A 26923-nucleotide genomic window follows, 5' to 3' on the forward strand; every position below is an offset into this window, starting at 1 on the left:
TCCTTCGGAATTTCCGCTACAATCGCTTTCGCATTTTGTTAAACCGAAATTGCTGTAAGTTAGAAAAGAATCATTTTTCGAATTCGATTTTTTACTGAAAAAAATTTCTAAATGAGAAAACCTTCTTCACGAACAATTCTTCTTAAAGAGGAACTTTGTCGTTTCGAATTTCGGTATCGACTCGGGACGGATTTCTGTTTTCAGGATAATCGGTGGAAAAGTGAAGACCTCTGCTTTCTTTTCTTGAAAGCGCGGAACGGATGATGAGTTCCGCGACGATGACTAAGTTTCTGAGTTCGATCAGCGGATTTGTGATCACGGTTCGGTTGTAGTAATCTTTTACTTCTTCGTAGATCAGATCCATTCTTCGTTTGGCTCTTTCGAGACGAAGATTGGAACGGACGATTCCCACATAGTTACTCATCGTACTTTTGATTTCGTTTAAGTCGTGGGAGATCAAAACCCATTCTTCCGTATTGACCATTCCTTCTTTATTCCAAGAGGGGATTTGATCGTGCGCGGAGGAAAAGTCCGGTTTCTCTTTACGAATTCTTTCCGCGATCCGATTGGAGAACACAAGACATTCCAAAAGACTGTTGGACGCGAGACGGTTTCCTCCGTGAACCCCCGTACAAGCGGTTTCTCCCGCCGTCGAAAGATTTGCGATGGTGGTCCTTCCTTCCAAATCCGAAGCGACCCCTCCGCAAAGAAAGTGAGCTACGGGAACTACGGGAATGAGATCCGTCGTAATATCGATTCCGAGTTCTTTGCATTTTTCGTAGATCGAAGGAAAGGATTCCCGGATTTCCGTGGAAGGAAGGTGTGAGATGTCCAACCAGACGTGTTCTTCTCCTCGTTTTTTCATCTCGGAGTCGATCGCCCGCGCGACCACGTCTCTGGGCGCCAGATCCGCCATCGGATGATACCGTTTCATAAACGGTTCTTTATCGAGGGAAAGAAGAATTCCACCTTTTCCTCGAACCGCTTCCGAGATCAAAAAAGAATCCCCGTCTTCGTGATAGAGTGCCGTCGGATGGAACTGATAGAATTCCATATTCTTGACGAGCGCTCCCGCCCTGTAAGCGGAAGCGACTCCGTCTCCCGTGGCGATCTTTGGATTGGTAGTATGAGAATAGACTTGTCCGGCTCCTCCGGTCGCAAGAATCGTTTCTTTTGCGAGAATCGGAAATACTTCTCCGCTTTGGTTGGAAAGTACATAAGCGCCGTAACAGACGAGTCCCTTTTGTTTCAAATGGTGGGGAGTGATCAAATCCACAAGCGTATGATATTCTAAAATCTGAATATTCGAATTTGATTTTACGACTTTCAGAAGGGTCTTTTCGATCTCTCTTCCGGTTCTGTCGTGAGCGTGTACGATCCGGTTCTTACCGTGACCTCCTTCCCGGGAAAGATCGAATTTTCCGGAAGGTCCCAGGTTGAAGGGAACTCCGTAGTTTAAGAGTTCTTTGACGAGAGGAGGGCCTTCTGCGACTAATACTTGTACGGCGGCCGGATCACAGAGCCAGGCTCCCGCTTCGAGAGTGTCCGCAACGTGGTCTGAAAGTTTATCACCTTCGGCGAAGACGGAAGCGATTCCGCCCTGAGCGTAGTTTGTGTTGGATTCGTAGTCCGATTTTTTGGTAACAATGATGACGGAGCCGAAGGGAGCTAGTTTCAACGCGGCGAAAAGACCGGTGATTCCGCTCCCTAAGACTAAAAAGTCCGTTTTGATGCGGGGCATACTATTTCTTTTTTTGCGTGTTGATCAGCGCTTCTATATAATCCAAAGAGCGAATGAGTTGATAATCCGGTTTGATCGGGTCGTTTTTGTGCTCCGCGATAAAGGTGGTCGCTTTTCCGTTTTTCTGAACCCAGGATTCTAGTTTTTTCACGTCAAACGTACTCTTTTCTTCCGCGGCTGCAGGAAGTTCGGAAAGGTGATTCCACATATTCTCCTCTCTGAATCGGAACGGAAAGGATCCGTCCTCTTCGGAAGAAATGTCGATGTCCGGTTTTACACCCACTACCTGAATCGTATTTCCGGATGGAGAATAGTAACGAGCCTGCGTGAGTTTGATCAGATAGTCGTTTCCGAGAGGCATCAGCTTTTGAACGGTTGCCTTACCGAAAGTTCTTTCTCCCAAGATCAAACCTCTTCCGTGGTGTTTGATCGCGCTCGCGACGATCTCGGAGGCGGAAGCCGATTTCGCGTTGATCAGAACGGCTAACGGTAGATTGGTGATGTCCTTATTCTTCGCGTAGGCGTCTTCGGGACTTCTGTTAGGACTTTTTGTGGAGACGATCAGACCTTTTTCGATAAACATATCCGCGATATCGATCGCGAGATCCAAATAACCGCCCGCGTTGCTTCGAAGATCCAAGATCACGGCCTTGAGTTTGGTTCCTTTGGCCTGAGCTTCTTTCTCGAGTTCTTTGTATTTCTCCATCAACTCACGATCCACCGAAGGACCGTCTTCCGATTTTACGAAACCGGTGAGTTTGATATAACCGATATGTTCGTGGCCTTCGATGAGTTTACTGCTTAAGTTTTTGATCTCGATCGTATCTCTCACAACTTCGATGTTCAGAGTTCCGGGAACCCCTTTTCTCTGGATCGTAAGAGCGACCTTGGAACCTTTTTTTCCTTTGATCTTTTCGACAACCTTATCCAGAAGAATTCCTTTGATCGACTTTCCGTCAACCGCGAGGATCACGTCTCCCGAACGGATTCCGGCGTTGACGGCGGGTCTTCCTTCGAGAGGATTCTCCACCACAACTTCTCTGTTGCCGCCTCCGGAAAGAATGGCGCCGATTCCTTCAAAACTTCCGTCTTGAATTTTCGCCATAGATTCTTCCCAAGCCGAACGGAGGAAGACGTTGCTGTGAGGATCGAGAGAGGAAAGATAACCGTTCGCAGCGGCGAGAAGGACGTCGTTCATCGTAAACGGTTCTTTGGTTTTTTCTTCGGCTTCTCCAAACGGATCTTTGAGAGGAGAATCCTTGTATTTGTCTATATTCGTTTCGATGTAGGCGAGAATTCGATCAAAGTCTTTTTTGCTAAAACCGGTTTGTTCCCATTTTGCGGAAAGGACGTTCTTACGAACCTTTTCCCTTTCTACGAGTTTTTTGACTTCGTCGTCGCTGACCTTGGTTTTGTTTGCGTCTTCTTTGAGTTTACGATCTCTGATCTTTTCCACTTCGGCGTAGTCGGGATCGAAGAGGACAAAGGAATCGTCGGTGGAAATTTTGAAAGTTTTCCCCGGAAAAGTTTCGTCCTTTTCTTCATACTTTTCTCTTTCCTTGAAATAACTTTCAGGATAGAGATAGATGGAATGCGGAAGCGACAAAAGGGCGTAGATCGCGGCTTCTCGATAGGCTCGGTTTTTATCGATATTCTTATCGATATAATACCGAGATACGGTGCTTACCACGTTATCAAAGTCTTTGAGGGTAAAGTCCGCCTTGACCGGGGACTTGCCGGATGTAGGCTCGCAGTACAGGATAAATATGGTCAAAAGAGTGGAAAGTAATAACGAAAGCGCGGCGGATCCTTTTTTCAAACTCGTGTCCCTCAGATTTCAGGAAATTTTCGGTTCATTCTCTATTCAAATCTCAAAGTGTCAATCCCTTTGGGGCGGAAGTTCACTCTTCCTTCTCTTGATTTTCCAATTCGTATTCTCTTGTTCGACGGTTTCTTTTCCCGGCTCGGGAAGATTCGCGCTCGAAATGATACAAGAACAGGCGATTTTAGAATTTTACGGAACCCCCGAAGAAAGGGAATCCGCGATCAAACTTTTAAAATCGAGTTGCCGCTCTCTAAGACCCGATCGGGCACTTTCCTGTTACAATCTTTCCGTACTTTTTGTTTCCACAAAGAATTATCAGGACGCGCTGGAATACGCTCTGCGGGCGAGAAAGGCGGACCAGGAAGATACTCTCTATCGAGACCAGGTTTTTCAAGCCGCGTATTATTTAGAATTGGAACAAGGCGAGGCGCTTGCGATCGACGAGGTGGAAAAAAGATATTTCCGAGCGATCAAAAACTGCAAAGAAGGAAAGAAGAATGAAACTCTCGCCGATCTGATGGTTCTCGCCGAGATAAAAGAGATCGGAAAAGAATCTCTCAAAAAAGGGATCTTCTCCGAATGTGTGGGAGAATCGGAATCCCTTCTCAATCTCAAACCGAATACGGTGAGTTATACAAAAGAATATTATAAATTTCTGGAAAATTCCCATCCATACAAGGAAGTCTGGGACGTGACCGGAGTGGTACGAAAACAAACTCTGGAAAAAAATCAGAAGCCGAACCAGGAAGTCACGAAGGTTTGGAAAGAATTTCGTCAGTCCGTGAAATCCAAAAACAAAACAAAGGCGATCGAAGACCTGAAAAAATTCAAAACGACTCTGGAAACGATCTCCCGGAAAAATACAAACTCAAGACATCTCGCGCTTCATCTCAAAAAGGCGGCATTCTATTTGATCCAAGGAGATCCGAACTTCGAGGGATTTCGAGAACTCACAAAAGAGCTTGAAGATATTCCTTAACGCTTTTGTCGATTCCGACTTCGAGTGCGTAGGAGATCAAACGATGACCGATCGAAACTTCCAAAAGACCCGGGAGTTTCGAGAAAATCCGAAGATTGTTCTGATCCAGATCGTGTCCCGCGTTGATTCCCATCTTTTGAGAAAGAATTTCCTGCGCCGCCGGAACATACAACGTTTCAAAGGAATTCTTCCCTGCCTCAAAAGAACGACCGAATTCTTCCGCAAAAGGACCGGTGTAAAATTCCACACGATCGGCCCCTGAAAGAGAGGCGAGTTTTAGATTTTCCAGATCGGTTTCCACAAAGAGCGCGGTTCTGATTCCTTCCTTTTTTAGAATTTTAGAATATTCTTGAATTGAATCCAAATCTTTCCGGAAGTCAAACCCGTGATCCGATGTGATTTCTCCCGGTGTGACCGGAACCAAAGTGGCCTGATCCGGCCTTGTTGCGAGCACCAGTTCGATAAAACGGGAAGAGGGTTCTCCTTCGATATTGTATTCGATCGAGGTTTTGTTTTTTTGATTGTAGTTCGTGATAAATTCTTTGAGAGCGAAGACGTCGTCCTTTCGGATATGTCTTTCGTCCTCTCGAGGATGTACCGTAATTCCTTCCGCGCCCGCTTTCAGAACCAATTCCGCAAAGTGGATGAGATTGGGAATATCGCCGCCTCGGGAATTTCGAAGAGTTGCGACTTTGTTGATATTTACGCTCAGCTTGGTTTTCAACGGATTCTCCTTTTTGCTAAAAAGTGGATTTGGATCGATTTTGGAAATTGAAAAAAAACTCGCTCTTCGGGGATTCTTTCCTTGCAATTATTTTGAAAATCGGTTAGGGTTGCGCCCCGTCCGAGTCGGCATATCCTTACGCGCGAGTTGAGAAGTGACTCAAACGAGAATCGTCCAAGATTGGGGTTTTGTAGGAGTTCCTACGATGGGCTTTTCGCTTGCAAAATTATGATTTTGTGATAGAGAAAAGTCCTCCGAAACTTCCACCACCCACCCCTCCACCCAAAACAGGGCGGGGCGCGAAGTTTCACGAAGGATCGTCGTAGTTCCGACAGGGAATTCTCCTTGGGGTTTTTCCGTAATTGCGGGAAAAGGATAGGCGTCTCAAGGGACGGAGAATAATAATATTTCTGCTTGAACGTGAATACCTCTCGCAGAGCATGGTCAATTCCGATGGCAACCAGTAAGAAGACTCCTTCCAAAAAAACTGTCTCGGCCGCGGCTAAAAAAAAGGCTCCGGCTAAAAAAGCCGCGCCCAAAAAAGCTTCTGCTTCGACAAAGAAGAAAGAAGAAATTATCAAAAAGGCTCTTTCGAGTCCGGCTTCCAAGTCCGCAGGTACTAAAAAGACCTCGGGGTCCAAGGGCGTTTCTCTGAATCCTCTTGGAAAAAAATGGACCTGCCATACCTGTTCCACGAAATTTTACGACCTCAATAAAGAAGAAAAAATCTGTCCAAAATGCGGGGCGGATCAAAACAAACGTCCGGTAACTCGTACTCGAACGGTTCGTCCGAGAGTGGTAGAAGAGGAAGAAATCATCGACGAGGAGGCAATCGCCGAAGACGAGGATTTGGAATTCGTCGAAGAACCTCTCGAAGAGGCGTTGGAAGAAGAGGAAGATCCGGAAGAAACCGAAGAGTAATCTTCTTCCTTGTCTCATCCGATTCTTATCCTGGCCGCTCCCACGGGAGCGGGCAAAACCTCGCTCATCACCGAACTCGATCCTACGAGATTCGAAATTCTTTCCTTTGATTCCAGACAAATCTACCGCGAGATGCCGGTCGGCACCGCTGCTCCCACAAAAGAGCAACAATTTATCATTCGCCATCATCTCGTAGAAGTTCTTTCCCCTTCCGAGAACGTGGATGCAGGTCTTTACAACCGTCTTGCGGACGAAGCCATTCAATCCGTCTTGAACCGGAACAAAATTCCGGTTTTTACGGCTGGAACCGGATTCTATCTGAAAGCGTTTTTGTTTGGAATGTTTGCAGTTCCTGAAATTTCCCAAGAAGTCAGAGAGAAAGTTTTGGCGATGAGTCCGGAACAAAAAAGAAATCGTTTGCAAGAATTGGATCCGGATTCTTTGGAAAAGATATTTCCGGGAGATGATTATCGTTTGGGCCGCGCGCTCGAGGTCAATCTGATGGGCGCACGTTGGTCCTCCTTAAAAATTGATCCGCAGACTTCCGCGATTCAAAAATACGATCTGAACATTCGTTCGGGAGTCTTTCTCGATTTGGATCGGAAGGAACTTTATGATCGGATCAATCTTCGCGCCAAAGAAATGATCGATCAAGGAATGGCGGAGGAAGCTTGGAAGATCCAAGAACTCTACGGTGTGAATTGCCCCGGACTCAAATCCTTAGGCTATAATTTTGCACTTGAAAATAAAAAAGGAAACTCCAATCTAGAGACATTCCTTGCGGATTTGAGCCAATCGCATAGGAATTATGCCAAACGACAGATCACCTGGTTTCGAAAGGAAACATATCTCAAACCAATGGGTCGGACTGAGGCGCTGGAAACAATAAAACATATAAAGTAACGGAAACAAAAAAAGATGTCTGCTAAAAACAACATACAAGACCAACTCTTAAACACTGCCCGGAAGGATAAATTGGATCTTACCATTTATCTATTAAACGGGGTTCCCTTAAAAGGTAAGGTAGTCAGCTTTGATAATTTTACGATCGTTCTGGAGCAGGAAAATAAGCAGAGTCTTGTTTATAAACACGCGATCTCTACGATCATTCCCGCGAAGATCATCAAGCTTTATACCGAGGAAACCAAAGACGCAGCGCAAGGATAATGCGATTTTGGATAAAACTGTTCTGGATTCTCATTCCGGGACTATTTGCAACTCTTCTCTATTTTTGTCTGATCCCCCTCAAAGAGGGGGATGCGCTTCTCGTCGTCGACGGCTCCGAGGAAATTTTAGAATATACCGGAGGCCCGGGCTACGTCTTTGAATGGAAGGCTCTTCTTCCTTGGAAGTTCCAAGTCCTTCGTTTTCAGAATACAAACCGGGTTTCAAACGTAAATCTGAACGTAGATCTTTCTTCCGGACTTTTTCCGGAATCTTCCTCCGAAGGAAAGATCAGGATCAAACTCGAAGTCAAGTATTCCCTCGACGGACAAAACGCCCCCGATTTTTTGGAGACCGCCGGAATTCGGGATGAAAAGATAAGCAATTATATTAGTAAAATATTGTATTCTATTCTTCGTAAGAAGATCGACGAATATCTGAACAATCCGTCTCTTCTCAAAAATAATCTCGAGAATTATATCAAAGTCAATCTTGGAGCCGATCTTCTCGCCGATGAAAAGACGATCAAAACTCTGAGTTTAAGAATTTTGGATCTTCAGGTTCCAGAAGCGGCCCTAATCAACGGCATCTATCGAAATCAAAATCTTCTTTTGCAAAGAAAACTCGAACTCGTGGCGGCCCTTGGAAAAGCGGAAGCCCTAAAGATCGACGAGGACGCAAAAACATCCGCGCTCCTAAAACGTCTGGAAAAAACGAAGGACTTCGTAACAAAAAATCCGGACATGAAAGAATTTGTACTCTATGAAAGTTTATCCGAAAACGTGGAAGTGATTCTTCTTCCTTCGGAAATGATCTTAGGAGAAATCCCGAGTTCTAAAAAGAAAAAGAACGGCGCAGTAAAAAGACCCAAAGAGGTAGAATGAAACAGGAAAAACCCGTAGTTTTGATTATGGCCGGAGGCAAAGGAGAACGTTTCTGGCCGCGTTCCAGAGTTTCCACACCGAAACAATTACAGAAAGTCTATTCCAACAAAACCCTTCTCAAAGAAACTCTGGAAAGAGCCCTTACGATCACGACGATCGACCGCATTTATATCGGAACCAACGCGAGTCTCAAAAAATCGATCCTCTCTCAGGAGAAAAATTTTCCCGAAAAAAATTTCATCATCGAACCCGAAGGAAAAAACACGGCCCCCATCATCGCACTCGCTTCTCTTTATTTTAAAGAACAATACGGAGATCCGATTCAGGTGGTGTTGTCTGCGGACGCATGGATCAATCCGGTAAAAGAATTTACAAAGACGATCTCGAAAGCGCTCGAACAAGCCCAGAATCATCTGGTTCTTCTCGGAATCAAACCGAACCGTCCCGAAATCGGATACGGTTATATCGAAGCCGGAAAGTCGACTGACGGTTGTTTTGCGGTAAAATCCTTTTACGAAAAACCCGACGTCAAAACCGCGCTCAAGTATATCAAAAAGAAGAATTTTTACTGGAACCCGGGGATCTTTCTCTGGAAGACTTCCACAATATTAGAAGAATTTAAAGCGTATTCTCCGAAAATTCTCGGACCTCTCGAAGAAAGATTTCCGTTTCAAAAAGCGGGCGAACTCGGTGCGGCGTTCAAAATTCTTCCTTCCGATCCGGTCGATATCGCGATCATGGAAAAGAGTTCCCGCATTCGTATGGTGGAAGCGAGTTTCGGTTGGGACGACGTTGGATCTTGGACTTCTCTCGAAAGAGTGATGCCCGGTGATTCTTCCGGAAACAGACACATGGGGAATACGATTCTATTCCATAAATCTTCCGGGAACATCACTCAGACAAAAAAAGAATTCACGACCCTTCTCGGAGTTCAGGATCTGATCGTGGTGGAAGAGGAAGACGTTCTTTTTATCAGTACCAAAACGGGGGTAGGCGACATCAAAAACCTCGTCGCGGAACTCCGTAAAAATAAAACTTTACAAAAGTACACAGAATAGTTTTCTGACATGAGGAAATCTAAGGAGTTCTGAATGCCTTCAGGTAAGAAAAGAAAGCGCAGAAAGATCGCTACTCATAAAAGAAAGAAAAAGAGAAGAGCGAACAGACATAAGAAGAAAAAGTAATCCATAGATCCTCCTTCCTTCTCCGGGAATCCCGGAATCAAGCTAGAGACATCATAGGACTGTTAAGCCCATTTCCGAATCGACCGATAAATCGGTATGGGCTCATTTCAGGATTATTCGATTTTTCGCAGGTGGTGGAAGAAAGAGTCTCCCCCTGCGAGAGGTTACACAAAATCTTATTCCGCCACAACCCCATCCGGTGACATTCTTCAGGCGGATCTCAATTTTCACGAAAAGAAAGTTCGTATCACCTTAGAACTCTCGGGTGAGAGCGGGCGTATCTACATTGCAACGATCAAAGACGGAACCGTACTCCAAGAAAAAGATCTTTCGAGCGGGAGAATGGTCCCGATCTATTCTAAACTTGCGCCGTTTCAGGAAATTTTTTCTTGTCTTCCGGATGCAGACCTCCTTTCCACTCTCGGCGGTCTTTATGGAATTTCAAAATCTCCGCTCGGACAAACCGAAACCAATCTTCCCAGGCCTTGGGAAACTTCGACCCGATACGATCATATCTTCGGAATTCATCGTGAGAAAACGTTTTGGCAAAGAATTTTTTCCAGAAATTACGAATACAGAGAACCGTGGATCGTTCGTGTCAAAAAAAGATTTTGGAGCGAATTTCAGGACCTTCTTCTCGGGGCTTGTTCGGCGCTCGGTATTTATTACGCTTATACCGATTTCTATCTCTTGGGATTTTCACTCGCCGTTTTCGGTTTGCTTTTTGGCGGTTTAGACTGGATGCTGAGAAAAAGAAATCCGCTCTTCGTAAAAGTCCTCTTGTTCATGAGTCTGGGATCTTACTTTTACTACGTCGGATATACCCGGTATTGAGGTAAATCATGTCATCCGAAATCGACCACCAGTACATTCTATTCAGTTTGGGGGACGAGGAATACGCGATTCCCATTTCCTTGGTAGACGAGATCATCAAGATCGATAATTTAATCCGAATTCCCAAAGCAAGGGCTTACTTCGCGGGGATCATGGACATTCGGGGAAAGGTCGTAAAGATGGTGGACCTCGCGGTAAAACTTACCGTCCCGAGAGAAGGGGATTTATCCTACGATCGTGCCATCGTGGTCAAGGTCGGAGGTCATTCCGTGGGAATCATAGTAGACAAGGTGTCTAACGTGGTTCTTTTCCCTCCGGAATCCATCAATCCTCCGCCTCCTTCCGTAAAAGGAATTTCCGGAAGATACATCACCGGAATCGGAAAAAAAGACGATCGATTTATCATCATCATCGACGTGGAAAAAATCTTGGGATCGGAAGAATTGGCCGAACTAGGAAGCAATGTCGGATGAACAAACTCGATCCCGGCAACGTTATACTTTAGAACGCTTTGCCTTTCCTTTTGGAAAAAGTCTACTGATCTTCTGCCTCGTTTTGTTCGGGGCAAATTCCATTCACTCGGATGAACAGGATCGAAGATACGATTCTAAAAATCTCTATGATCCGCCCTCGGTAAAAATCACGGAACAGGATCTAAAAAACGTAAAGGAAGCGATCGCCGATCCCACAAAAGATCCAGTCTCCGAAATTCAAAAGGTTCTCAACAACTACTATAGTCAGTTTATCGATTCGAGAAGGATCGAAGAGGAAAAACGTTTAGGCAAAATTTTCGACGAGAACACAAATCGGAATACGATCCGGCTTTTGGTTCTGAATATGTTCTCCAAACTCACTCCCTCGGGAATGATGAGGGATTCTCCTATATTATACGAATTGCATCTTCTTCTTTCCAAAACCTACAACGACAAAAAACAAACCGCCAAAGCGATCGAAGCCGCACTCGCAGCGATTCGTTACAGAGACTTTAGTCATACCGAAGAGGAATTCTTAGACGAACGCAGGTTAGTCGAAATTTTCGATCCTGCGGAAAAACAGGCCGCAGCTTCCCACAAACAAGCTCTGGAGAATTTCGAAAAAGCAAAAAAACAAAACAAAGAAACGAAGGATTTCTTTCATCTTGTGGAATCCAACGTCATTCGCGGAAGGGAAACCAAGTCGACGGAACGGAACGCGGACGGATCGAGTGTGGAACGGACTTACCATACAAAAGACCTTCCGGTTTTGCGGGAAAAAATCGCAACTTCCGAGAACGAATTGAAAATTAAGGAAAAGGAATATTCCGATTCCAAGTCGTCCGCTTATGAAAACTTTCGAAAGAAAAAATCAAAAGAAGACGCGGACACCGTTTATTATCTAGCAAATCTCATCAAACAAGCGGAGAACGAAAACAAGGAACGTTTGAAGGTGGTGAATAATCTTTCCGTAAGCGGAACCGGAATTTTTGTCTTATTCGATTACAAACGGAACACGGATTTTTATGCGACCGCCGCCCTCTGGGAATTGGCGACAAAACTCGATCCGGAAGCCAAGGACGCTTTCTTGGATCTCGCAAAAGAACTAAAAGGCTCGGGCAAAAAAGCAAAGGCGATCGATTTTTTTCAAAAGTATCTAGAACTCGCTCGAAAGGAAAAGTTGGAAGAATCCCAACTCGCTCCCGTTTATATTTCCATCGCTTCGCTCTACACCGAACTCAAACAGAATGTTCTCGCGTCTTCCTACTACGAACTCTACTACAAAGCGGAAACCGATTCCAAAAAGAAAATAGCATTCGCATACGAGCTCGGATCTTTTTTTGAAAATCGAACCGGTGATCTGGAAAAGGCGGCTCTCTACTACGGAATCTGGTTGAAAGAACGTCCGGATCCTGAAAATTCCAATCTTCCTTTTGCCGACTTCTGCGAAACGTATCGTCAGGATTTTCTAGCTCAATACGGAGCTTCGAAATTCTACGCGTATCAGAGAAAACCCAAAGAAGAAAAATCCTTTCTCCGCGATGGTGTGAAGTCTTACGAAAAACTGAAAGAGATCTATAAAAATGAAGAATCCAAGAATGCGGCTTTAAAAAAGGAAACGCTCGCGATCAAAAAGAGTCTTTTGGAGAAAACAGACGATTCTACGATGGCGCAGTATCGCCTGAAAGATTTGGATTTTCAGGAATCCACGAGCCGTCTCGGCGTGGTGAAAACAAAACTGAATTCTACACCCGTAACCTTGGCTATGAAGAAGTTGTCGATTCTTTTGGAAGAGGAAAAGGATTTTCTTTCGGCGAGAAAACTCTACGAGGATATAGTAAAGATCGGAAATTCGATCGAGGTCAATCTTTCTCTGAAAAACATCGACCGAATCAATAAAATTTTGGAAGACGGAATCAAAAGGGAACCTCTTTGATCACTTCATCGCTTTTTCGATATCGTCGTCCGTTTGTGACGAAGCTTCCTCGCTAAACGATCCTTTGGGCGTCCTTACTAAAAACTCCACCTCGTCGATCACGTCCCCCTCGTAAGCGACTTTCAAAAGATACTTTCCCGGAGTCAGTCCTTGAAACGATCCTTCGATCGTTTTTGAAATCGGATTTGGTCTTTTGCGGAGAACGTCGAGTTCGTTGTATCCCAACTGGAAACGGCTCAAACTCACATAAGTTTCCGCGGTTTCCGGAACGGATCTGGAGAATCGGTAGATGTAGTGAATGGTCTTGTCGTCCGGAAAAATCAGATTCTCTCTCGTGATCGTGTACTCGCCTACGGTCATGATTTTTTTTTCGAGGATGTTGAACTTTTCCTCGTCCATAACGGCCCATCCAAAATCCCCGGTGGGTTTGAAACACGCGGTTGTTGAAAAAAGAATCAAGAATAAGAGATTGGTTCTGAGGATCAATGAGAAGAATTTCATTTTTCGTTGAGAGAAGCCGAGTCGATCACTCTTGCCTTTTCGGAAATATCTTTTTCACGGGGAGGTTGAGAAGAAGGGCGAACGTTTGTATAAAACGTTTTCCATTGTGTGGAGGAAGGATTTTCTTTCGGGTTTGTGAAAAAACGGGAAAGAAAACGATACACCAAATAGGTCATCAGAATGAAAAGAATGAGTTTCATATTTCTATTTCTAATATGACCCGGCGTTTGTTTCCTGCAATCTGAAAAAAGAGAAAAAAAGCGAGAATTAAGATCAGATAAACCCGTTTTCGTTGTACATATACTGTTTTAGATTCTTATTTTCTTCCTCGGTTTTTTCGATCTTCGCTTTCACAGCGTCTCCGATCGAAATAATTCCGATCAAAACGCCGTCTTCTAAGATAGGCATGTGACGGATTCTTTTATTGAGCATGATGGAAAGAAGTTCATCCACGTCGCCTTCGGGAGACATCGTTGTGAGGGAGGTGGACATTACTTCGGATACCGATTTTTTAAAAAAATCCAATCCCAGTTCCGCGGAAAGATGCAGCACGTCTCTTTCCGTAAAAATGCCCTTTAGTTTGCCATCTCCCAAAATCATCACAGATCCGATATCGTATTTGGTCATAAACTTGACCGCGTCCATTACCGAAGTATCAGGTTCTACGGAAAGGAGCTTTCTGTCTTTTTTTGCAAGGATTTGTTTTACGTACATAGCATCTCCAGATCTTTCGCCTCGTTCCTTCGAAATTCCGAAAAGAAAAACGTCTGTTACTTTAGGGATTCACGGAGGGGTTTCTCCCTCGTGGCCGAAGAGCTTTCGGGAGATAACCGTATGCTAGAGGTTTTTGGTCTCAGGTTCAAGAATTTTTCGATCGGGATGGAATAACTTTTGAAGGAAATGGTTCCATCCATTAGAATTCTTCTCTTCAGAATGAAAAAAGGTTTTCAATTCACGTATACTCTTAGATTTCTTTCGCCATAGGTTTTCTTGTTCCAGAATGAATCCAAATGACCCCATTTCCACCCCTTCGATCCTAATCGTGGACGATGAATGGCTCATTGCGTTCAATCTTCAGGTTTCCCTCCAAAAACTGGGATACAATATCGCCGGAACGGCCAGAACTGCGGACGAGGCACTCGAAATCGCGGAACGCACAAGACCGGATTTGATTCTTATGGATATCCGAATCGAGGGAGAATTGGACGGGATCCAAGCGGCGGAAAGAATCCAGAAAATAATGGACGTTCCCGTAATCTTTATGACCGCTTTTGCCGACGAAGAAACCTTCAACCGGGCCGTGGACAAGGCTTCTATGTTTGGATATATTTCCAAACCCTTTCAACCGACCGCGCTCAAAAATTCCATAGAGATTGCGCTCAAACAACAACAGAGATTTGGAAAGGCGAGGGAAGAAGGAAAAGAAGCCCGCGACGTCATTCAAAACATCGGAGAAGGGGCGATCTCCTTGGATCGGGAAGGCAAAATTCTTTTTATGAATCGTACGGCGGAATCCCTCACCGGTTGGCTCCTTTCCGATGTACAAGGAGAACCCGGTGAAAAAGTTCTGAGTCTTTCGACGGACGAAGGGGAGAACATTCGAACCGGCGTAGGTTCTCTCAAACCGAGCCACCTCAAATACATTCCCTCTCTTCTCACTCGTAAGAATGGAACTCGGATTCAAGTCGCGTTTCGTGTTTCTCCGGTTCGAGACGAGGAAGGAAATATCGCAGGTTCCATCATTACCCTTTCGGAACTTTCTACACTCAGCGTTTCGGAGAAAGAAATTTCGGAGATGGAAAAAGTGATCCAATCCGAGAGAAGACTCGATTCTATCCAAAAACTCGCAGCGGGTCTCGCTCACGAAATCAACAATCCTTTGATGGGAATCATCAACTACGGTCATATCATTCGAAATCACAAGGGCGGGGACGCGGACACAAAAAACTACGCAAGACTCGTGATCGAACAAGGGGAAAGAATCGCTTCCATCATCCGCAATCTCGTTTTGTTTTCCAGACAGGATCCCGAACAACCGGTCCAAACAAACGTCCGACAACTCGTGAGTTCCGTCGAAGGAATGATTTCCGAAATGTTGAAGTCGCACGAGATCCAGTTGGAAATCGAAATTCCCGAAAACTTGGAAGTCCAGCTCAGACCCAATCAGATCCGGGAAGTCCTCTACAACATTCTCTATTATTATACGGAGAATCAGAAAAAAGGGAAAATTCAGATGAAAGCCACGTTAGACGGTATCGAAACCGCGCATCTCAAAATTTTAGTTTCCGGGAAACTCAATATCAACGTGGACGAAGAAAGTCGTTTTGAACCTTTTGAGAATTTTCGTTCCAACGACGCTCGGATCGGAATGGGGCTTTCCGTTTGTTACGGAATTCTCCAAGCAAATCGAGGACAACTTCTCCTCAAAAAAACCGGCGCCGGTTGGGATTTTATCATCCAAGTCCCGGTCTGATCGGTTTTCTTAGGAGGCTTGGGCTCCAAATTGAGACAGAAAATCGATGGAAAATCCAAGAGGAGTGAAAAAACCTGTATCCAACATTCAAAAACGAGAAAGGAACTTAGGAATGATTGATAAAATCAAAGCCGCCCTGGGCGGAGAAGCGGATTCTCTTTTAAACCATACCTGTAAGACGATTCCAAAAGAATCTTTGAGCCTCCCAGGCGCCAACTACGTAGACGATATTTTTTCTAAAAGTGATAGAAACAATACCGTTCTTAGAAACTATCAGGCCATCTTAAATACAGGAAGATTGTCCGGAACCGGTTATACTTCTATTCTTCCCGTTGACCAAGGAATCGAACACAGCGCGGGGGCTTCCTTTGCTAAAAATCCGGCCTACTTTGATCCGGAGAATATCGTAAAACTCGCGATCGAAGGCGGTTGTAACGCGGTCGCTTCCACCTTGGGAGTGTTGGGTCTGGTTTCCAGAAAATACGCTCATAAGATTCCTTTTATCGTAAAGATCAACCACAACGAACTTCTTTCGTATCCAAACAAGTTCGACCAGATTCTTTTTGCGAACGTGGAACAGGCTTTCGATATGGGAGCGGCTGCGGTCGGAGCTACGATCTACTTTGGTTCCGATGAATCTTCCCGTCAAATCCAGGAAATCACAGAAGCCTTCCACAGAGCTCACGAGCTCGGAATGGTTACGATCCTTTGGGCCTATTTGAGAAACGACGCGTTCAAACCCGATAAGATCGACTATCACTTGGCGACCGATCTTACCGGACAAGCAAACCACCTTGCCGCTACGATCCAGGCCGATATCGTTAAACAAAAACTTCCCGAAGTTTACGCGGGCGGTTTTAAGGATCTAAAGTTCGGTAAAAAAGACGACAGAATGTACACGACTTTGACCGCCGATAACCCGATCGACATGGCTCGTTACCAAGTTGCGAACTGCTACATGGGAAAAATCGGTCTGATCAATTCCGGAGGAGCTTCCGGAGAAAACGATCTCGGAGACGCCGTAAAGGCCGCAGTCGTCAACAAAAGAGCGGGCGGGATGGGAATGATTTCCGGAAGAAAGGCTTTTCAAAAGCCTATGAAAGACGGAGTCGCTCTTCTAAACGCGATTCAAGACGTTTATCTTGCAAAAGAAGTAACGATCGCTTAACAAAGACTAAAAATAGAATTTCTCTTTTGGAGAATATTCCAAAAGAAGAATATGAAAAATACTCCGCGTTCCTGCGGAGTATTTTTGTTTCAGGGTAATCGGAGAAGATTAGAGCATTCTAATATAAAAACGGAAGGCGCTATGAACGTTAAAAAAGATTTTTCCAGTGCGGTCGGAAACACGCCGCTGATTTTACTTCGAAGTTTCAGCGAAGAAACCGGATGTAATATCTACGGAAAGGCGGAATTCTTAAATCCCGGAGGTTCCGTAAAGGACCGAGCCGCACTTTTTATCGTGGAAGACGCGGAAAAAAAAGGACTTCTCAAACCCGGCGGAACCGTCGTGGAAGGAACGGCCGGAAACACCGGAATCGGTCTGACTCATATCTGCAATTCCAAGGGATACAAAACCTTGATCGTGATTCCGGATACACAATCGCAGGAAAAAATCGATCTCTTAAAAACACTCGGAGCGGAAGTAAGAACGGTTCCTGCGGTTCCTTACAAGGATCCGAATAACTACGTGAAGGTTTCAGAAAGAATCGCGGAAGAACTCGGAAACGCCGTTTGGGCAAACCAGTTTGACAACGTCGCCAATCGAAACGCTCACTATTTAACGACCGGACCGGAAATCTGGGAACAGACGGACGGAGAAGTCGACGCTTGGATCACCTCACTCGGAACCGGCGGAACGTTCGCGGGAGTTTCGTTGTTCTTAAAGAAAAAAAATCCGAAGATCAAGACGGTCGTCGCGGATCCTTTCGGTTCCGGGATTTATAATTTTGTAAAGAAGGGAGAAGTCCTCGCGGAAGGAAGTTCTTTTACGGAAGGAATCGGTAACGGAAGAATCACCGAGAACATGAAGGGCGCTCCGATGGACGACGCGATTCGAGTCACGGACGAAGAATGTCTCAAAGTCGTTTATCAACTTCTACATAAAGACGGTTTGTTTTTGGGGGGATCTTCCGGGATCAACGTAGGTGCGGCGGTGAAGTTGGCGAAAGAACTTGGACCCGGTCACAATATCGTTACGATCCTTTGCGATTCCGGTGCCCGTTACCAATCCCGAATTTTTAACGAAGAATGGCTTTTGTCCAAAGGGTATTCTATTCCGAAGTGAATCCGAGTTTTACGCAGGCTCTTGCGGAAAACGATTTCGAAAATTAGAATTTTCTTATATGTGGAGTTCCTACAAGACCGGTCTTTTTTTGAAAAAGCGTTTTGAGTAAGGATCGCTTCCAGAGGAAGGAATGTCGTAACAACGACAATCCTCCGTGAAAGTCGCGCGCCCCACCCTGATTGGGTGGAGGTGGAGAGGCGGCGGGAAAAAACTCGTGTGACTTTGCTCTATCAGAAAATTAATATTTTACAAGTAAAAAATGTCCGCTCTTCTTCTGTCGGAACTCCGACAAAATTTTTTACTGGGATCCTTGTTGATTCTAAATAGTTTTTTCCAACGTGCCGTTAAAGTTATGCGAAATTTGGGTGTGGCTTGCGACTTTTTAAGATGAGGCTGTCCTATCCCCGACGATCCTTCTTCAGATTCCGGTTCTCGATCCGGTGCCTTAATTTTATCGCAACCGGATTTTTAAAACCGGTCGCAAGTATTTTTAGACCCATCGTCGGACAAAATGAAATTTCATTCAACGACGAAGGGATCTCCGATCCTAGGAAAAATTCCTTAGAAAATCCTAACAAAACGTAAGAGTTCCCACGAAAAGCTCCGTATCTTTCGTTTGATCAAGTTTGAATGTGTATCTTCCAATTTTTGTAAGAGTTCCCACATTTTAAATTTTGGATAAGGCTCAATAAAAAACGGAATAGAGGATCTGTCCCCCGACGTCGATGCTTCGGACTCCGCTCGAAAGATCCTTGGCAACCATCGGATTTCCACGGATTCCAAAACCTTCCGAAACGGTTTCTCCCGTCGGAGTTTGTATTACGTTGTTCTGAGCCCAGGTTTTTCCCGAAAAATAAGCGTGGGCCAATTGGATAAAATAGACTCCCACTGCGACGATGGCGGCGGCGTGTTTGGCGTTCTTATAACTTGCTTCGTCCGATCGGATCGAATTGAGAGAATTCAAATTTTTGAATGTGTTGAATTGGTTGTATTGATCTAAAACAGTTGCGGGGAGGAGTGCGCTCGGAATGAGAGTATTCGTAAACTGTTGTTCAAAAATCTTTTCGATCTTTTTGTCATAGGCCTTGGTTCTGTCCTTTTCGGCGGCGTCTAATCCGAAGTAGGCGACCAAGGAAACAAAGAAAAGAGTGGAATAGGTGGAACTCCAAGTTCCTTGTCTCATATAACTATGACCCCAACCCGGAAGAATCGCGGATTTCCAGACCGGTTCCCAGGGATTTCTTTTTGCGGATATATAACCTTCCCAGTTGCCGTCCCTTTCTTCGAGATATTTTTCCAACAAAGCCAAACGTTTTTGAACGATCTTATAACTATTTTCTTTGATCATCTGCTCGAGAAAGAGGGTATCGAGTTGTTCTTCCCGATCGCTCTTTTTGCCTTCTTTATTGAGTTTTCTCTTTTCAGCTTCGATAATTCTCGCGATCTCCTGTTCGTCTTTTATTTCTTTAAAAATGATTTTAAGAATTTTGGATTTTCCCAGTTTTTCTCTTTTTCCTTCTCGAATGATCGTTACCGCGTCCGAGTCTTGGTCGATGACGGTAGCGTATATTCTTTCGCCGGTTTTAAAAAGAATTGTTTCTCCGAAAACCCACTGAGGGAAAAAGAGAAAAATGGAAAAGAGAAGAACATTTTTTAATTTCCAAAAACGTCGAATTGATATTGAAAAATTCATACCTTTGGGATCCTATACTTTCAAGATTAAGTTTGAATTTGATTCCTAAATCCAAAAAAAGCAAATGAATTTATAATTTATCTATAATTTATGAACCGGCTCAAGGACCGGAATCAAATAAAAAGAAAGTGGTTTCCGTTTTTTTCTCTTCTTAAAAAAAAGAAAAAACGAAGTTTTGATTTCTAAAATTCTATGTAAGAAAACGAGAGAAGAATCGAATTTTTAAATTCTTTCCGAAAGAAAAAGGAAAGAGATAAAAAAAGGAAAGACGAAGATGAAACTATGGAAATGGATTTTACTATTTTTGTTTGTGGGCGGCATTTTGTATTCCAAGGACGGGGAAAAGAAGAATACGGAACGAGGCCTCGATTCCGCAAACAAAACGCCCGTCCAAGGTTGTTGCAGAATCAAGATGGCCGGCGGCGGTTATGATTATTTCGAGGCGACAGAAGAAGAGTGCGCTTCTCACAAACAGTTTCATTCTTTTCTAAAAGAAAGAACTCTTTGTTTTGAATCGTTTCCGGAATGAACCTCCGCCCTTCGTTACAAAACTTTCAGTTTTTACTCAAGAGTTCTAATGTTATGGAAAAAAACGAACTCGAACGAGGAAGCCGTTTTTCTTTTCCACTTCCAATTCTCCTCGGAGTTGTTGACAGAGGGCTTCGATAAGACTCATTCCGAGCGAGGAGTTTTCCGAAGAAACCTTTTCCTCGGAATGATTGCCGATTCCGTCATCCGCGACTTCCAAAGTTAAATAACCGGAATTCGACTTTTGAAAGAGGACGGATACCGTACCTTTTCCATTTTCAGGAAACGCGTGTTTGAAGGAATTGGAGAGAAGTTCGTTGATGATCAGACCGCAAGGAATCGCTTTTTCCATCGGAAGATAGATTTCCTCGATGTCGCAATTGGACTGAATTCTTCCATCGCTCGGTCCATAAGAAAGAAAAAGATGTCGAACCAAAGAATTGAGATAATCCTTTGCGTGAATGACCTTATACGAATCCTTAAAAAATAAATAATCCTGAACCATCGCCATCGAATGAATTCGATTCATCGCCGAGGAGATCGCTTTTTTTGCCGGTTCCGACTTTGTATTGTCCTGTTCAAGCGCCATCATCGAAAGAATCAACTGAGTATTGTTTTTTACCCTATGCTGGATTTCTCTAAAAAGAGTCTCCTTGTCGTTCAAAGACTCCGTTAGTTTTACCTCGGCTTCGAGTCTAATTGCGATCTCATTCTGAAGTTTTGTGTTTGTCTTTCTATGCAGGAGAATGAGTTGTTTTTGTTTTCGAATACTCTGCGCGAGTCCTCTCAGGATCGCGATCACGGAAAAGGTAAGAATTCCGCATAAGAACGAAAAGTTTGCGCCGACTACGAGAATCTGAATCGGAGTTTCGTTTCCGACCCAGATTTTATAATGAGATAGAAGTGCGCCTCCCAAGACGGAGATCGTGGAAACAACCCAACCCCAAAATGCGAGTGTCGGATTTAGAAAAATTCCGCAAAAGACCGGGATCAAAAAGAACCAGAGAATTCCGGCGCCCGCAAGCCCGATCTTTGTATAAAGTAAGGCGGCCATAATCGAGACGAGGGCTAATAAAAAATAGGACTTGGATTTGTAGTATCGATTTGGAAGTAAAAGAAGAAACCAGATCAGGAGAAGGGCCAAGGTGTCTACGATTACTACTTCTCCAAGACCTTCTCTCGCAGCGAGATAGACGCTCGGGATGTAAATAATCAGCCCAAAAATGGAAGATACAAAAAGAAGAATGTGAATGATATTTCTCTTCCAAGCATTGGGATGTGTAGAACTGGGAGAATCGACTCGAAACAATTCCCGAATGTTAGAAGATAGGCTCATCGGTCCATTCAATCCCTAAACAGCTCATCCTTTCTTTGACATAGATAACGAGCGTTCGAATTTAATTTTGGAAAAATCTCTCTCATCAAATTTTTGTCTTGAGTTTTAAATTAATATGTGAGCAAATGCTCATTATTCTGAAGGAAGGTTTTTGAGCCAATTATAGATCGAGAATGGTCTATTTTTTACTTTGCAACCCCTCTGTATGGGATTACGAATGAGCATTCCAATTCCTATCAAACTTCAGTTAAAGTATACAATAAAATTCCGGAAAACCCGGGGGTTCAATCAAAAATGAAAAAACCAGGTTTCGAAATCAAAAAAGTTCTCTCTCTCATCGTTCTTCTCTTTGTAGGAGTTTTGTTTGGGATTCTCGTCTCGGCTTGTTCCGGTGAGAAAAAGGATGAGATAGAGGGTTTCGCTCATGTTCTGATGATCGATAACTCATTTTCTCCTCCTATGCAGAGAATTCCCGTAGGCGGTGTCGTTGAGTTTGTAAACTCAGGGAGCAATCCGCACAACGCAATCGCTGTGGATAAAAATTGGTCCACGGAAAAAACTTACGGAAATATCGCCATGCCCCGAGGAACGAAATCAAAAGTTACGTTTCCGAAGGAAGGTGTGTTTCCTTACTTCTGTTCCTTTCATGCGACCCCCGACGGAAAGAGCGGAATGGTAGGCGACATCGTTGTCGGCGACGTTCCTTATAATCCGGCCGCGAAAGCCGGAAAATCTTGGAAAAATGTTGCGAAGTTCTCCGGAACGACACGTAAGGTTCCTTCTCAATATCCCACCATTCAAAACGCGGTGGATGCCGCCGCTCCCGGAGATCTCGTCCTGATCAGCGACGGAGTCTATTTTGAAGAAGTTACGGTAACGACTCCTTCGATTACGATCCGAGGAACCGATCGTAATAAGGTTATCATCGACGGTCAGTTTCAAAGAGGAAACGGAATTATGGTCGTTGCGGCGGACGGTGTCGTGATCGAAAACATGACCGCAAGAAACGCAACGTTAAACGGCTTTTATTGGACCGGAGTCAAAGGTTTTCGAGGTTCTTATCTGACTGCGCATAACAACGGAGACTACGGCGTTTACGCTTTTGATTCTATGAACGGAGTGATCGAACATACGTATGCCTCCGGTTCTCCCGATTCCGGTATTTATATAGGACAGTGTTATCCTTGTAAGGCGATTCTTTACGACGTGGTTTCGGAACACAACGCACTTGGTTATTCCGGAACCAACTCCGGAGGAGAACTTTATCTGATCAGTTCCGTCTGGAAGAATAACATCGTCGGTCTCGCGCCCAATACCCTGGACCGGGAACTCCTTCCTCCGGAAAGAGAAACTACGATCATCGGAAATCTTGTTTATAACAACAACAACCCGAAGGCTCCTATCGCCGCTCTGGAATATCCTTCTTTTGGAAACGGGATTCTGATCGCGGGAGGTCTTTCGAATATCATTCGCAAAAACGTCGTCGTGGATCATGTGAACAACGGAATCGTGATTCTTCCGAACCTGGACGAAAAATTCTGGATTTCGCATAACAACGTTGTGACGGACAATATCGTCTACAATTCGGGAAGAGCCGACTTGGCCCTTGTCGGTCCGATGAGCACTGGAAATTGTTTTTCGGGGAATGAATACAGAACCGAACTTCCAGCGTTTTTGGAAAAATGGAACGGTTGTGATTCTTTAATCCGTCTTCCGATGGGCGGGGATCTTTCTATGATGCTCGGAGCCCTCGGTTTGATGGTGCAGGCTTCCGGAGGAAGATTTCCTTCCGGGAATTACAAAGAACAACCGATTCCCGCACCTCAACTCAATATGCCGGGCGGAAGTTCCGCTCCTGTAAAACCTGCGTTGACCGCGTTTGAGGACTTCAATCTCGACTTGGATAAAATTCAACTCCCGAAGGAAGCGGACGAAATTCTAAAATCGGTTCCGAGAAAACCGGCTCCGACTACGGGCGCGATCACTCTCGTAAAACCGGTGAGCCTCTTTCCATTCTTCTATCACTGGTTGGGATTTTTACTTCCTTTCGCGATTTATATCTGTTGGACATCGATGTCATTGTTCGATCTGAAAGATCGTTCCGATCTGGACGAGAACAAAAAACTTTCCTGGATCGTAGCCATCACATTGATTCCGATCCTAAGCCCCGCGATTTATCTTCTCGGAGGAGGGAGCAAATATCCGACTTGGTTTAAAAGAACCTTGGTTTGGGGAGGAGTCATCGCATTCTTCCTGTTGCTTCTTTACACCGGACTTTCTCTGATGAACGGTGTAGGAACTAAAACAATCAGTTAATAAGTTTAGAATATTCAGAAATTATCATAGGAGAAAAAATATGGAACAAACTGTTATAGGCGGCCCTGGATTCTTCGCTTTGCTTTTCAACTTTTACGGATACTACTTTCCGTTCATTCTCTACACTCTGCTCGCGCCTCTGGCGCTGGCGGATCTTGTAAAGAGACAAGACGTGGATTCAAAAACGGGATCGATCTGGACCGGAGCGATTCTTCTGATTCCGATCGTCGGAGCCGGAGCGTATTTGGTTGCGGGCGGATCTAAGGTTCCCGCTTGGTTAAAAAATTCCCTCGTGTATGGGGGAGTGGGGTTTTTGGCGCTGATCATTTTGATCACATCGGTCGCCAAATTCTAAAATACCTTGAACCGGAAGCAGTTTCTCAAATGGATCGGTCTCGGCGGGGCCGGTTTAGCGGCGGGCGCCGGGATCAGTACGATCGGAGATACGGACGGGAACGGAGGGCTTCTTTGTAAGGTTCGTCCCGGAATCGTCGGGGTCAACAAAGAGGCCACAATTCCGGGAAATCCGGGAAACAACTCTTACGGGAGTATGGTGCATCCTCCCTTTCAGATCGACCCTGCGTTTCTTTCCCGGATGGAGTTGAAGAATCATCAAGAGGCGTCTAACGGACCGATTCTTAAACAACATCTGAGCATCGTTGAGATGCCTCTGATAGTCGCGCATAACACCGTAGTTAAGGCATGGACTTTTAACGGAATCGTTCCGGGTCCAGTCGTTCGAGCCAAACTCGGACAAAAGATGGAGATCACTCTTCGGAATGATTCCGAACATCCTCATTCGATTCACTTTCACGGAAGTCACGATCCCAATGAAGACGGTTGGGAACCGATCGTAACAGGCGGGGAAAAAACTTATAAACTAACCGCGGGTCCGATCGGATTTCATCCGTATCATTGTCACGTCCCTCCACTTGCGAGTCACATGGCCAAAGGTCTTTACGGAGGTCTGATCGTTGATCCTCCTGGCGGACGTCCTCCGGCTCACGAATTTATGTTGATCCTTTCCGGTTGGGATCTGGGAGACAAGGGGAAGAATGATATCTATTCCTGGAACGGGATGGCCGGGTTTTACGATCGTTATCCGATCAAGGTTCCCGTTGGCCAGAAGGTAAGATTCTATATCGCTAATATGTGCGAATACGAACCCGTCGCTTCCTTTCATCTACACGCACAGACGTTCGACGTTTTTAGAACCGGAACAAGATTGAGTCCGGACGATCATACGGACGTGGTTACGCTCGGACAGACGGAAAGAGTAATCTTAGAATTTACACTTCCGAAAAGAGGAAGATATATGTTTCATCCGCACCAGACAAAGATGGCGGAGAACGGAGCGATGGGATGGATCGTAGCGGTATGACGTCTAACGTTCTTGGGAGAATGTTTTGAAAGAGAGAATTCTTTTTATCTTCGTGATGGCGTTCGGAATTGGTCTTGGTTTTTTCGGTTGGAAAGTATGGAAGAGCGGATCGAAAGAAACTCCCGTTTTTGTCGAAGAATGGTCTAAAACTTCTTTGAGAGACACGAAGAACCGGGAAGTTCTTCTAGGTTCCATCCCCGGGAAACTAAAACTAGTTTATTTTGGATTCTCTCATTGTCCGGATATGTGTCCTAGGGCCTTATTGGATATGTCGGCCGCAGTTCAAGAATTAGGAGTTGCGGGAAACGACCTGACTCCGGTTTTTATCAGCGTGGATCCGGAGAGAGATTCTCCCGAACTACTTGCAAAATATGTAAAACAGTTTCCGAGCGAACGTTTGGTCGCCCTCACGGGGAATAAGAATACGTTAGGTGTTCTTCAGTCGGCGTTCGGAGCCGTTTCCAAAAAAGTGAGCAACCCCTCGATCGAGGGAGGTTACACGGTGGATCACACCGTTTTTTTGTATATAGTCGATGAACAGAGTAGAATCCTCGCAACGTTTCCCGGAGGAATGGATGGAAAAACGATCGCTAAGGAAGTAAAACGTTTTCTTTAAAGTTGTAGGCTCTGTCGTCTTTGGGAAAATTTAAGAAATAGAATATTCGTTTTTTATTCTATTTTTACGCGGATGATGGCTTTGACGCCAAGACGCCTTTTGCATCGGTTTGCAATCTCTTTTTTTAGGATACGATTTGTCGGAAGAATTTGTTTTATGCCGCTTGTAATTTGGGTTTTCAATCAACGTGGGAACTCCATCTTTTTAAAAGGTTCGAAACGACATTTAGCTTTTGGAAATTCTATGATTGATTTGAATTTTCAATCAACGTAGGAACTCCATCGTTTTAAAAGGTCCGAAAAGACATTTTACTTTTGGAAATTCTACGATTGATTTGGTCTTTCAATCAACGTGGGAACTCCATCGTTTTAAAAGGTCCGAAAAGACATTTAGCTTTTGGAAATTCTATGATTGATTTGAATTTTCAATCAACGTGGGAACTCCATCGTTTTAAAAGGTCCGAAAAGACATTTAGCTTCCGAAAATTCTAAGATTGATTTGGGTTTTCAATCAACGTAGGAACTCCACCGATCACCGATTGGCGTCTTTCTTAAATTTTCCGTAAAAGCGATCGCTTCAAAGTCGAACATTTATTTTTCAATTCTCCGGAGGACGGATAAAAAATAAAATTCCTCACTTCGCTTATCATTGAGAAGGGGTTTTGTCGTAAAACGCGAACGCGACGGCTCCTAAAATAAACAAAAAGCTGACTGCATGATTCCACTTAATTTTTTCTTTTAGGACCAACGAAGCAAAGACAATAAAAATCGAGATCGTGATTACTTCCTGAAGAATCTTAAGTTGAAAAGCGCTGTATCCTTCCTCCCCGTATCCGATCCGATTTGCTGGAACCATAAGAATGTATTCAAAAAGTGCGATTCCCCAACTCAGAAGAATGGTGAGAGGAAGGCTCCAGCCGTGAAAAAATTTCAAATGTCCGTACCAGGCGAAGGTCATAAAAAGATTGGAACAGACGAGAAGGAAAAATGTTTTCATGAGAATAGAATTTCTGGAGATCGGGTCGATTGACAATCGGAAATCAAATCATTTCGGAGGAAATTCTTTTAGAATCGATTTTTCGAGAATTTTTTTTTCAACCGTGTTTCAAAATTGATACTTCCGTAAAA

26 protein-coding genes are annotated in these 26923 nt (G+C 44.4%); 17 read left to right on the forward strand and 9 right to left on the reverse strand.

Features of this window, described 5'->3' with window-relative positions:
* Window positions 1-142: 142 nt before the first annotated feature.
* Both nadB and JWG44_RS16790 read right to left on the reverse strand, forming a co-directional pair.
* The gene (nadB, locus tag JWG44_RS16785) at window positions 143-1741 is read right to left on the reverse strand and encodes an L-aspartate oxidase (RefSeq protein WP_205276157.1); all 1599 of its coding nucleotides are present in this window, start codon (window positions 1739-1741) and stop codon (window positions 143-145) included.
* A gap of 1 nt (window position 1742) precedes the next feature.
* Window positions 1743-3560 (reverse strand): S41 family peptidase, encoded by a 1818-nt coding sequence (locus tag JWG44_RS16790; protein ID WP_205276158.1) that lies wholly within the window; start codon window positions 3558-3560, stop codon window positions 1743-1745.
* Between JWG44_RS16790 and JWG44_RS16795 the strand changes: the two genes are divergently transcribed.
* Window positions 3508-4545, forward strand: coding sequence for a tetratricopeptide repeat protein (locus tag JWG44_RS16795; protein WP_205276159.1), 1038 nt, complete (start codon window positions 3508-3510; stop codon window positions 4543-4545). The genes JWG44_RS16790 and JWG44_RS16795 overlap by 53 nt on opposite strands.
* Here JWG44_RS16795 and JWG44_RS16800 read toward each other — a convergent pair.
* Window positions 4517-5269, reverse strand: a complete 753-nt coding sequence (locus JWG44_RS16800; RefSeq protein WP_205276160.1) for a pyridoxine 5'-phosphate synthase — start codon at window positions 5267-5269, stop codon at window positions 4517-4519. The two genes, JWG44_RS16795 and JWG44_RS16800, sit on opposite strands and share 29 nt — an antisense overlap.
* A gap of 453 nt (window positions 5270-5722) precedes the next feature.
* On the opposite strand from JWG44_RS16800, the gene JWG44_RS16805 reads away from it, so the two are divergent.
* From JWG44_RS16805 to JWG44_RS16840, 8 genes are all read left to right on the forward strand, one after another.
* Window positions 5723-6190, forward strand: a complete 468-nt coding sequence (locus JWG44_RS16805; RefSeq protein WP_205276161.1) for a TIGR02300 family protein — start codon at window positions 5723-5725, stop codon at window positions 6188-6190.
* A gap of 9 nt (window positions 6191-6199) precedes the next feature.
* Complete coding sequence (gene miaA / locus JWG44_RS16810) at window positions 6200-7093, forward strand: tRNA (adenosine(37)-N6)-dimethylallyltransferase MiaA (RefSeq protein WP_205276162.1); 894 nt, start codon at window positions 6200-6202, stop codon at window positions 7091-7093.
* A 15-nt stretch (window positions 7094-7108) separates the two neighbouring features.
* Complete coding sequence (gene hfq, locus JWG44_RS16815; RefSeq protein ID WP_003009702.1) at window positions 7109-7357, forward strand: RNA chaperone Hfq; 249 nt, start codon at window positions 7109-7111, stop codon at window positions 7355-7357.
* Window positions 7357-8238, forward strand: coding sequence for a hypothetical protein (locus JWG44_RS16820; RefSeq protein ID WP_205276163.1), 882 nt, complete (start codon window positions 7357-7359; stop codon window positions 8236-8238). Before hfq ends, JWG44_RS16820 begins: the two co-directional genes overlap by 1 nt.
* Complete coding sequence (locus JWG44_RS16825) at window positions 8235-9296, forward strand: mannose-1-phosphate guanylyltransferase (RefSeq protein WP_205276164.1); 1062 nt, start codon at window positions 8235-8237, stop codon at window positions 9294-9296. The genes JWG44_RS16820 and JWG44_RS16825 overlap by 4 nt, the downstream gene beginning before the upstream one ends.
* Before the next feature lie 222 nt (window positions 9297-9518).
* Window positions 9519-10256, forward strand: coding sequence for a hypothetical protein (locus tag JWG44_RS16830; protein WP_205276165.1), 738 nt, complete (start codon window positions 9519-9521; stop codon window positions 10254-10256).
* Between the two features lie 8 nt (window positions 10257-10264).
* On the forward strand, window positions 10265-10729 hold the full coding sequence (locus JWG44_RS16835) for a chemotaxis protein CheW (RefSeq protein ID WP_205276166.1): 465 nt from the start codon (window positions 10265-10267) through the stop codon (window positions 10727-10729).
* Window positions 10719-12665, forward strand: coding sequence for a hypothetical protein (locus JWG44_RS16840; RefSeq protein WP_205276167.1), 1947 nt, complete (start codon window positions 10719-10721; stop codon window positions 12663-12665). The genes JWG44_RS16835 and JWG44_RS16840 overlap by 11 nt, the downstream gene beginning before the upstream one ends.
* Here JWG44_RS16840 and JWG44_RS16845 read toward each other — a convergent pair whose 3' ends face one another.
* The 3 genes from JWG44_RS16845 to JWG44_RS16855 form a co-directional block, all read right to left on the reverse strand.
* Window positions 12666-13166 carry an LIC_12238 family plasminogen-binding lipoprotein gene (locus JWG44_RS16845; protein WP_205276168.1) on the reverse strand — a complete coding sequence of 167 codons (501 nt, stop codon included), beginning with the start codon at window positions 13164-13166 and terminating at the stop codon, window positions 12666-12668. It abuts the gene before it with no gap.
* On the reverse strand, window positions 13163-13366 hold the full coding sequence (locus JWG44_RS16850; protein WP_205276169.1) for a hypothetical protein: 204 nt from the start codon (window positions 13364-13366) through the stop codon (window positions 13163-13165). Before JWG44_RS16850 ends, JWG44_RS16845 begins: the two co-directional genes overlap by 4 nt.
* Before the next feature lie 73 nt (window positions 13367-13439).
* Window positions 13440-13880 carry a CBS domain-containing protein gene (locus JWG44_RS16855; protein WP_205276170.1) on the reverse strand — a complete coding sequence of 147 codons (441 nt, stop codon included), beginning with the start codon at window positions 13878-13880 and terminating at the stop codon, window positions 13440-13442.
* A gap of 286 nt (window positions 13881-14166) precedes the next feature.
* Here JWG44_RS16855 and JWG44_RS16860 point away from each other — a divergent pair, with 286 nt between their 5' ends.
* The 3 genes from JWG44_RS16860 to JWG44_RS16870 all read left to right on the forward strand — a co-directional run bounded on the left by JWG44_RS16860 (window position 14167) and on the right by JWG44_RS16870 (window position 17926).
* Window positions 14167-15639 (forward strand): ATP-binding response regulator, encoded by a 1473-nt coding sequence (locus JWG44_RS16860; protein ID WP_205276171.1) that lies wholly within the window; start codon window positions 14167-14169, stop codon window positions 15637-15639.
* Between the two features lie 112 nt (window positions 15640-15751).
* Window positions 15752-16807 (forward strand): class I fructose-bisphosphate aldolase, encoded by a 1056-nt coding sequence (locus JWG44_RS16865; RefSeq protein WP_205276172.1) that lies wholly within the window; start codon window positions 15752-15754, stop codon window positions 16805-16807.
* Between the two features lie 141 nt (window positions 16808-16948).
* On the forward strand, window positions 16949-17926 hold the full coding sequence (locus JWG44_RS16870) for a cysteine synthase A (RefSeq protein WP_205276173.1): 978 nt from the start codon (window positions 16949-16951) through the stop codon (window positions 17924-17926).
* A gap of 685 nt (window positions 17927-18611) precedes the next feature.
* Here JWG44_RS16870 and JWG44_RS16875 read toward each other — a convergent pair.
* Complete coding sequence (locus JWG44_RS16875) at window positions 18612-19619, reverse strand: LA_0442/LA_0875 N-terminal domain-containing protein (protein ID WP_205276174.1); 1008 nt, start codon at window positions 19617-19619, stop codon at window positions 18612-18614.
* Between the two features lie 274 nt (window positions 19620-19893).
* Between JWG44_RS16875 and JWG44_RS16880 the strand changes: the two genes are divergently transcribed.
* The gene (locus tag JWG44_RS16880; protein ID WP_205276175.1) at window positions 19894-20148 is read left to right on the forward strand and encodes an LIC_11321 family protein; all 255 of its coding nucleotides are present in this window, start codon (window positions 19894-19896) and stop codon (window positions 20146-20148) included.
* Between the two features lie 51 nt (window positions 20149-20199).
* Here the strand turns inward: JWG44_RS16880 and JWG44_RS16885 are convergent, their stop codons facing one another.
* The gene (locus JWG44_RS16885) at window positions 20200-21483 is read right to left on the reverse strand and encodes a sensor histidine kinase (RefSeq protein WP_232371701.1); all 1284 of its coding nucleotides are present in this window, start codon (window positions 21481-21483) and stop codon (window positions 20200-20202) included.
* Window positions 21484-21777: 294 nt separating this feature from the next.
* On the opposite strand from JWG44_RS16885, the gene JWG44_RS16890 reads away from it, so the two are divergent.
* From JWG44_RS16890 to JWG44_RS16905, 4 genes are read left to right on the forward strand one after another with little or no spacing between them, the layout of a single operon-like run.
* Window positions 21778-23799 (forward strand): right-handed parallel beta-helix repeat-containing protein, encoded by a 2022-nt coding sequence (locus JWG44_RS16890; RefSeq protein WP_205276176.1) that lies wholly within the window; start codon window positions 21778-21780, stop codon window positions 23797-23799.
* A 40-nt stretch (window positions 23800-23839) separates the two neighbouring features.
* Window positions 23840-24154: a PLDc N-terminal domain-containing protein gene (locus JWG44_RS16895; RefSeq protein WP_205276177.1), complete on the forward strand. Its 315-nt coding sequence runs from the start codon at window positions 23840-23842 to the stop codon at window positions 24152-24154.
* Window positions 24155-24160: 6 nt separating this feature from the next.
* Complete coding sequence (locus JWG44_RS16900; RefSeq protein WP_205276178.1) at window positions 24161-25180, forward strand: multicopper oxidase domain-containing protein; 1020 nt, start codon at window positions 24161-24163, stop codon at window positions 25178-25180.
* 25 nt (window positions 25181-25205) lie between these two features.
* Window positions 25206-25796, forward strand: a complete 591-nt coding sequence (locus tag JWG44_RS16905) for an SCO family protein (protein WP_205276179.1) — start codon at window positions 25206-25208, stop codon at window positions 25794-25796.
* 645 nt (window positions 25797-26441) lie between these two features.
* On the opposite strand, the gene JWG44_RS16910 is transcribed toward JWG44_RS16905, so the two are convergent.
* Window positions 26442-26792, reverse strand: a complete 351-nt coding sequence (locus tag JWG44_RS16910) for a DMT family protein (protein ID WP_205276180.1) — start codon at window positions 26790-26792, stop codon at window positions 26442-26444.
* Window positions 26793-26923 lie beyond the last annotated feature (131 nt).

Source organism: Leptospira ainazelensis, assembly GCF_016918785.1.
GTDB classification, from domain to species: Bacteria; Spirochaetota; Leptospiria; order Leptospirales; family Leptospiraceae; genus Leptospira; species Leptospira ainazelensis.

What these genes read in the sequence shown, in the direction of transcription:
- nadB (WP_205276157.1), bottom strand. Translation starts at nt 1,741, where the DNA reads ATGCCCCGCATCAAAACGGACTTTTTAGTCTTAGGGAGCGGAATCACC.
- JWG44_RS16795 (WP_205276159.1), top strand. Translation starts at nt 3,508, where the DNA reads ATGGTCAAAAGAGTGGAAAGTAATAACGAAAGCGCGGCGGATCCTTTT.
- JWG44_RS16805 (WP_205276161.1), top strand. Translation starts at nt 5,723, where the DNA reads ATGGCAACCAGTAAGAAGACTCCTTCCAAAAAAACTGTCTCGGCCGCG.
- hfq (WP_003009702.1), top strand. Translation starts at nt 7,109, where the DNA reads ATGTCTGCTAAAAACAACATACAAGACCAACTCTTAAACACTGCCCGG.
- JWG44_RS16820 (WP_205276163.1), top strand. Translation starts at nt 7,357, where the DNA reads ATGCGATTTTGGATAAAACTGTTCTGGATTCTCATTCCGGGACTATTT.
- JWG44_RS16825 (WP_205276164.1), top strand. Translation starts at nt 8,235, where the DNA reads ATGAAACAGGAAAAACCCGTAGTTTTGATTATGGCCGGAGGCAAAGGA.
- JWG44_RS16830 (WP_205276165.1), top strand. Translation starts at nt 9,519, where the DNA reads ATGGGCTCATTTCAGGATTATTCGATTTTTCGCAGGTGGTGGAAGAAA.
- JWG44_RS16835 (WP_205276166.1), top strand. Translation starts at nt 10,265, where the DNA reads ATGTCATCCGAAATCGACCACCAGTACATTCTATTCAGTTTGGGGGAC.
- JWG44_RS16840 (WP_205276167.1), top strand. Translation starts at nt 10,719, where the DNA reads ATGTCGGATGAACAAACTCGATCCCGGCAACGTTATACTTTAGAACGC.
- JWG44_RS16845 (WP_205276168.1), bottom strand. Translation starts at nt 13,166, where the DNA reads ATGAAATTCTTCTCATTGATCCTCAGAACCAATCTCTTATTCTTGATT.
- JWG44_RS16850 (WP_205276169.1), bottom strand. Translation starts at nt 13,366, where the DNA reads ATGAAACTCATTCTTTTCATTCTGATGACCTATTTGGTGTATCGTTTT.
- JWG44_RS16855 (WP_205276170.1), bottom strand. Translation starts at nt 13,880, where the DNA reads ATGTACGTAAAACAAATCCTTGCAAAAAAAGACAGAAAGCTCCTTTCC.
- JWG44_RS16860 (WP_205276171.1), top strand. Translation starts at nt 14,167, where the DNA reads ATGAATCCAAATGACCCCATTTCCACCCCTTCGATCCTAATCGTGGAC.
- JWG44_RS16865 (WP_205276172.1), top strand. Translation starts at nt 15,752, where the DNA reads ATGATTGATAAAATCAAAGCCGCCCTGGGCGGAGAAGCGGATTCTCTT.
- JWG44_RS16870 (WP_205276173.1), top strand. Translation starts at nt 16,949, where the DNA reads ATGAACGTTAAAAAAGATTTTTCCAGTGCGGTCGGAAACACGCCGCTG.
- JWG44_RS16875 (WP_205276174.1), bottom strand. Translation starts at nt 19,619, where the DNA reads ATGAATTTTTCAATATCAATTCGACGTTTTTGGAAATTAAAAAATGTT.
- JWG44_RS16880 (WP_205276175.1), top strand. Translation starts at nt 19,894, where the DNA reads ATGAAACTATGGAAATGGATTTTACTATTTTTGTTTGTGGGCGGCATT.
- JWG44_RS16885 (WP_232371701.1), bottom strand. Translation starts at nt 21,483, where the DNA reads ATGAGCCTATCTTCTAACATTCGGGAATTGTTTCGAGTCGATTCTCCC.
- JWG44_RS16890 (WP_205276176.1), top strand. Translation starts at nt 21,778, where the DNA reads ATGAAAAAACCAGGTTTCGAAATCAAAAAAGTTCTCTCTCTCATCGTT.
- JWG44_RS16895 (WP_205276177.1), top strand. Translation starts at nt 23,840, where the DNA reads ATGGAACAAACTGTTATAGGCGGCCCTGGATTCTTCGCTTTGCTTTTC.
- JWG44_RS16910 (WP_205276180.1), bottom strand. Translation starts at nt 26,792, where the DNA reads ATGAAAACATTTTTCCTTCTCGTCTGTTCCAATCTTTTTATGACCTTC.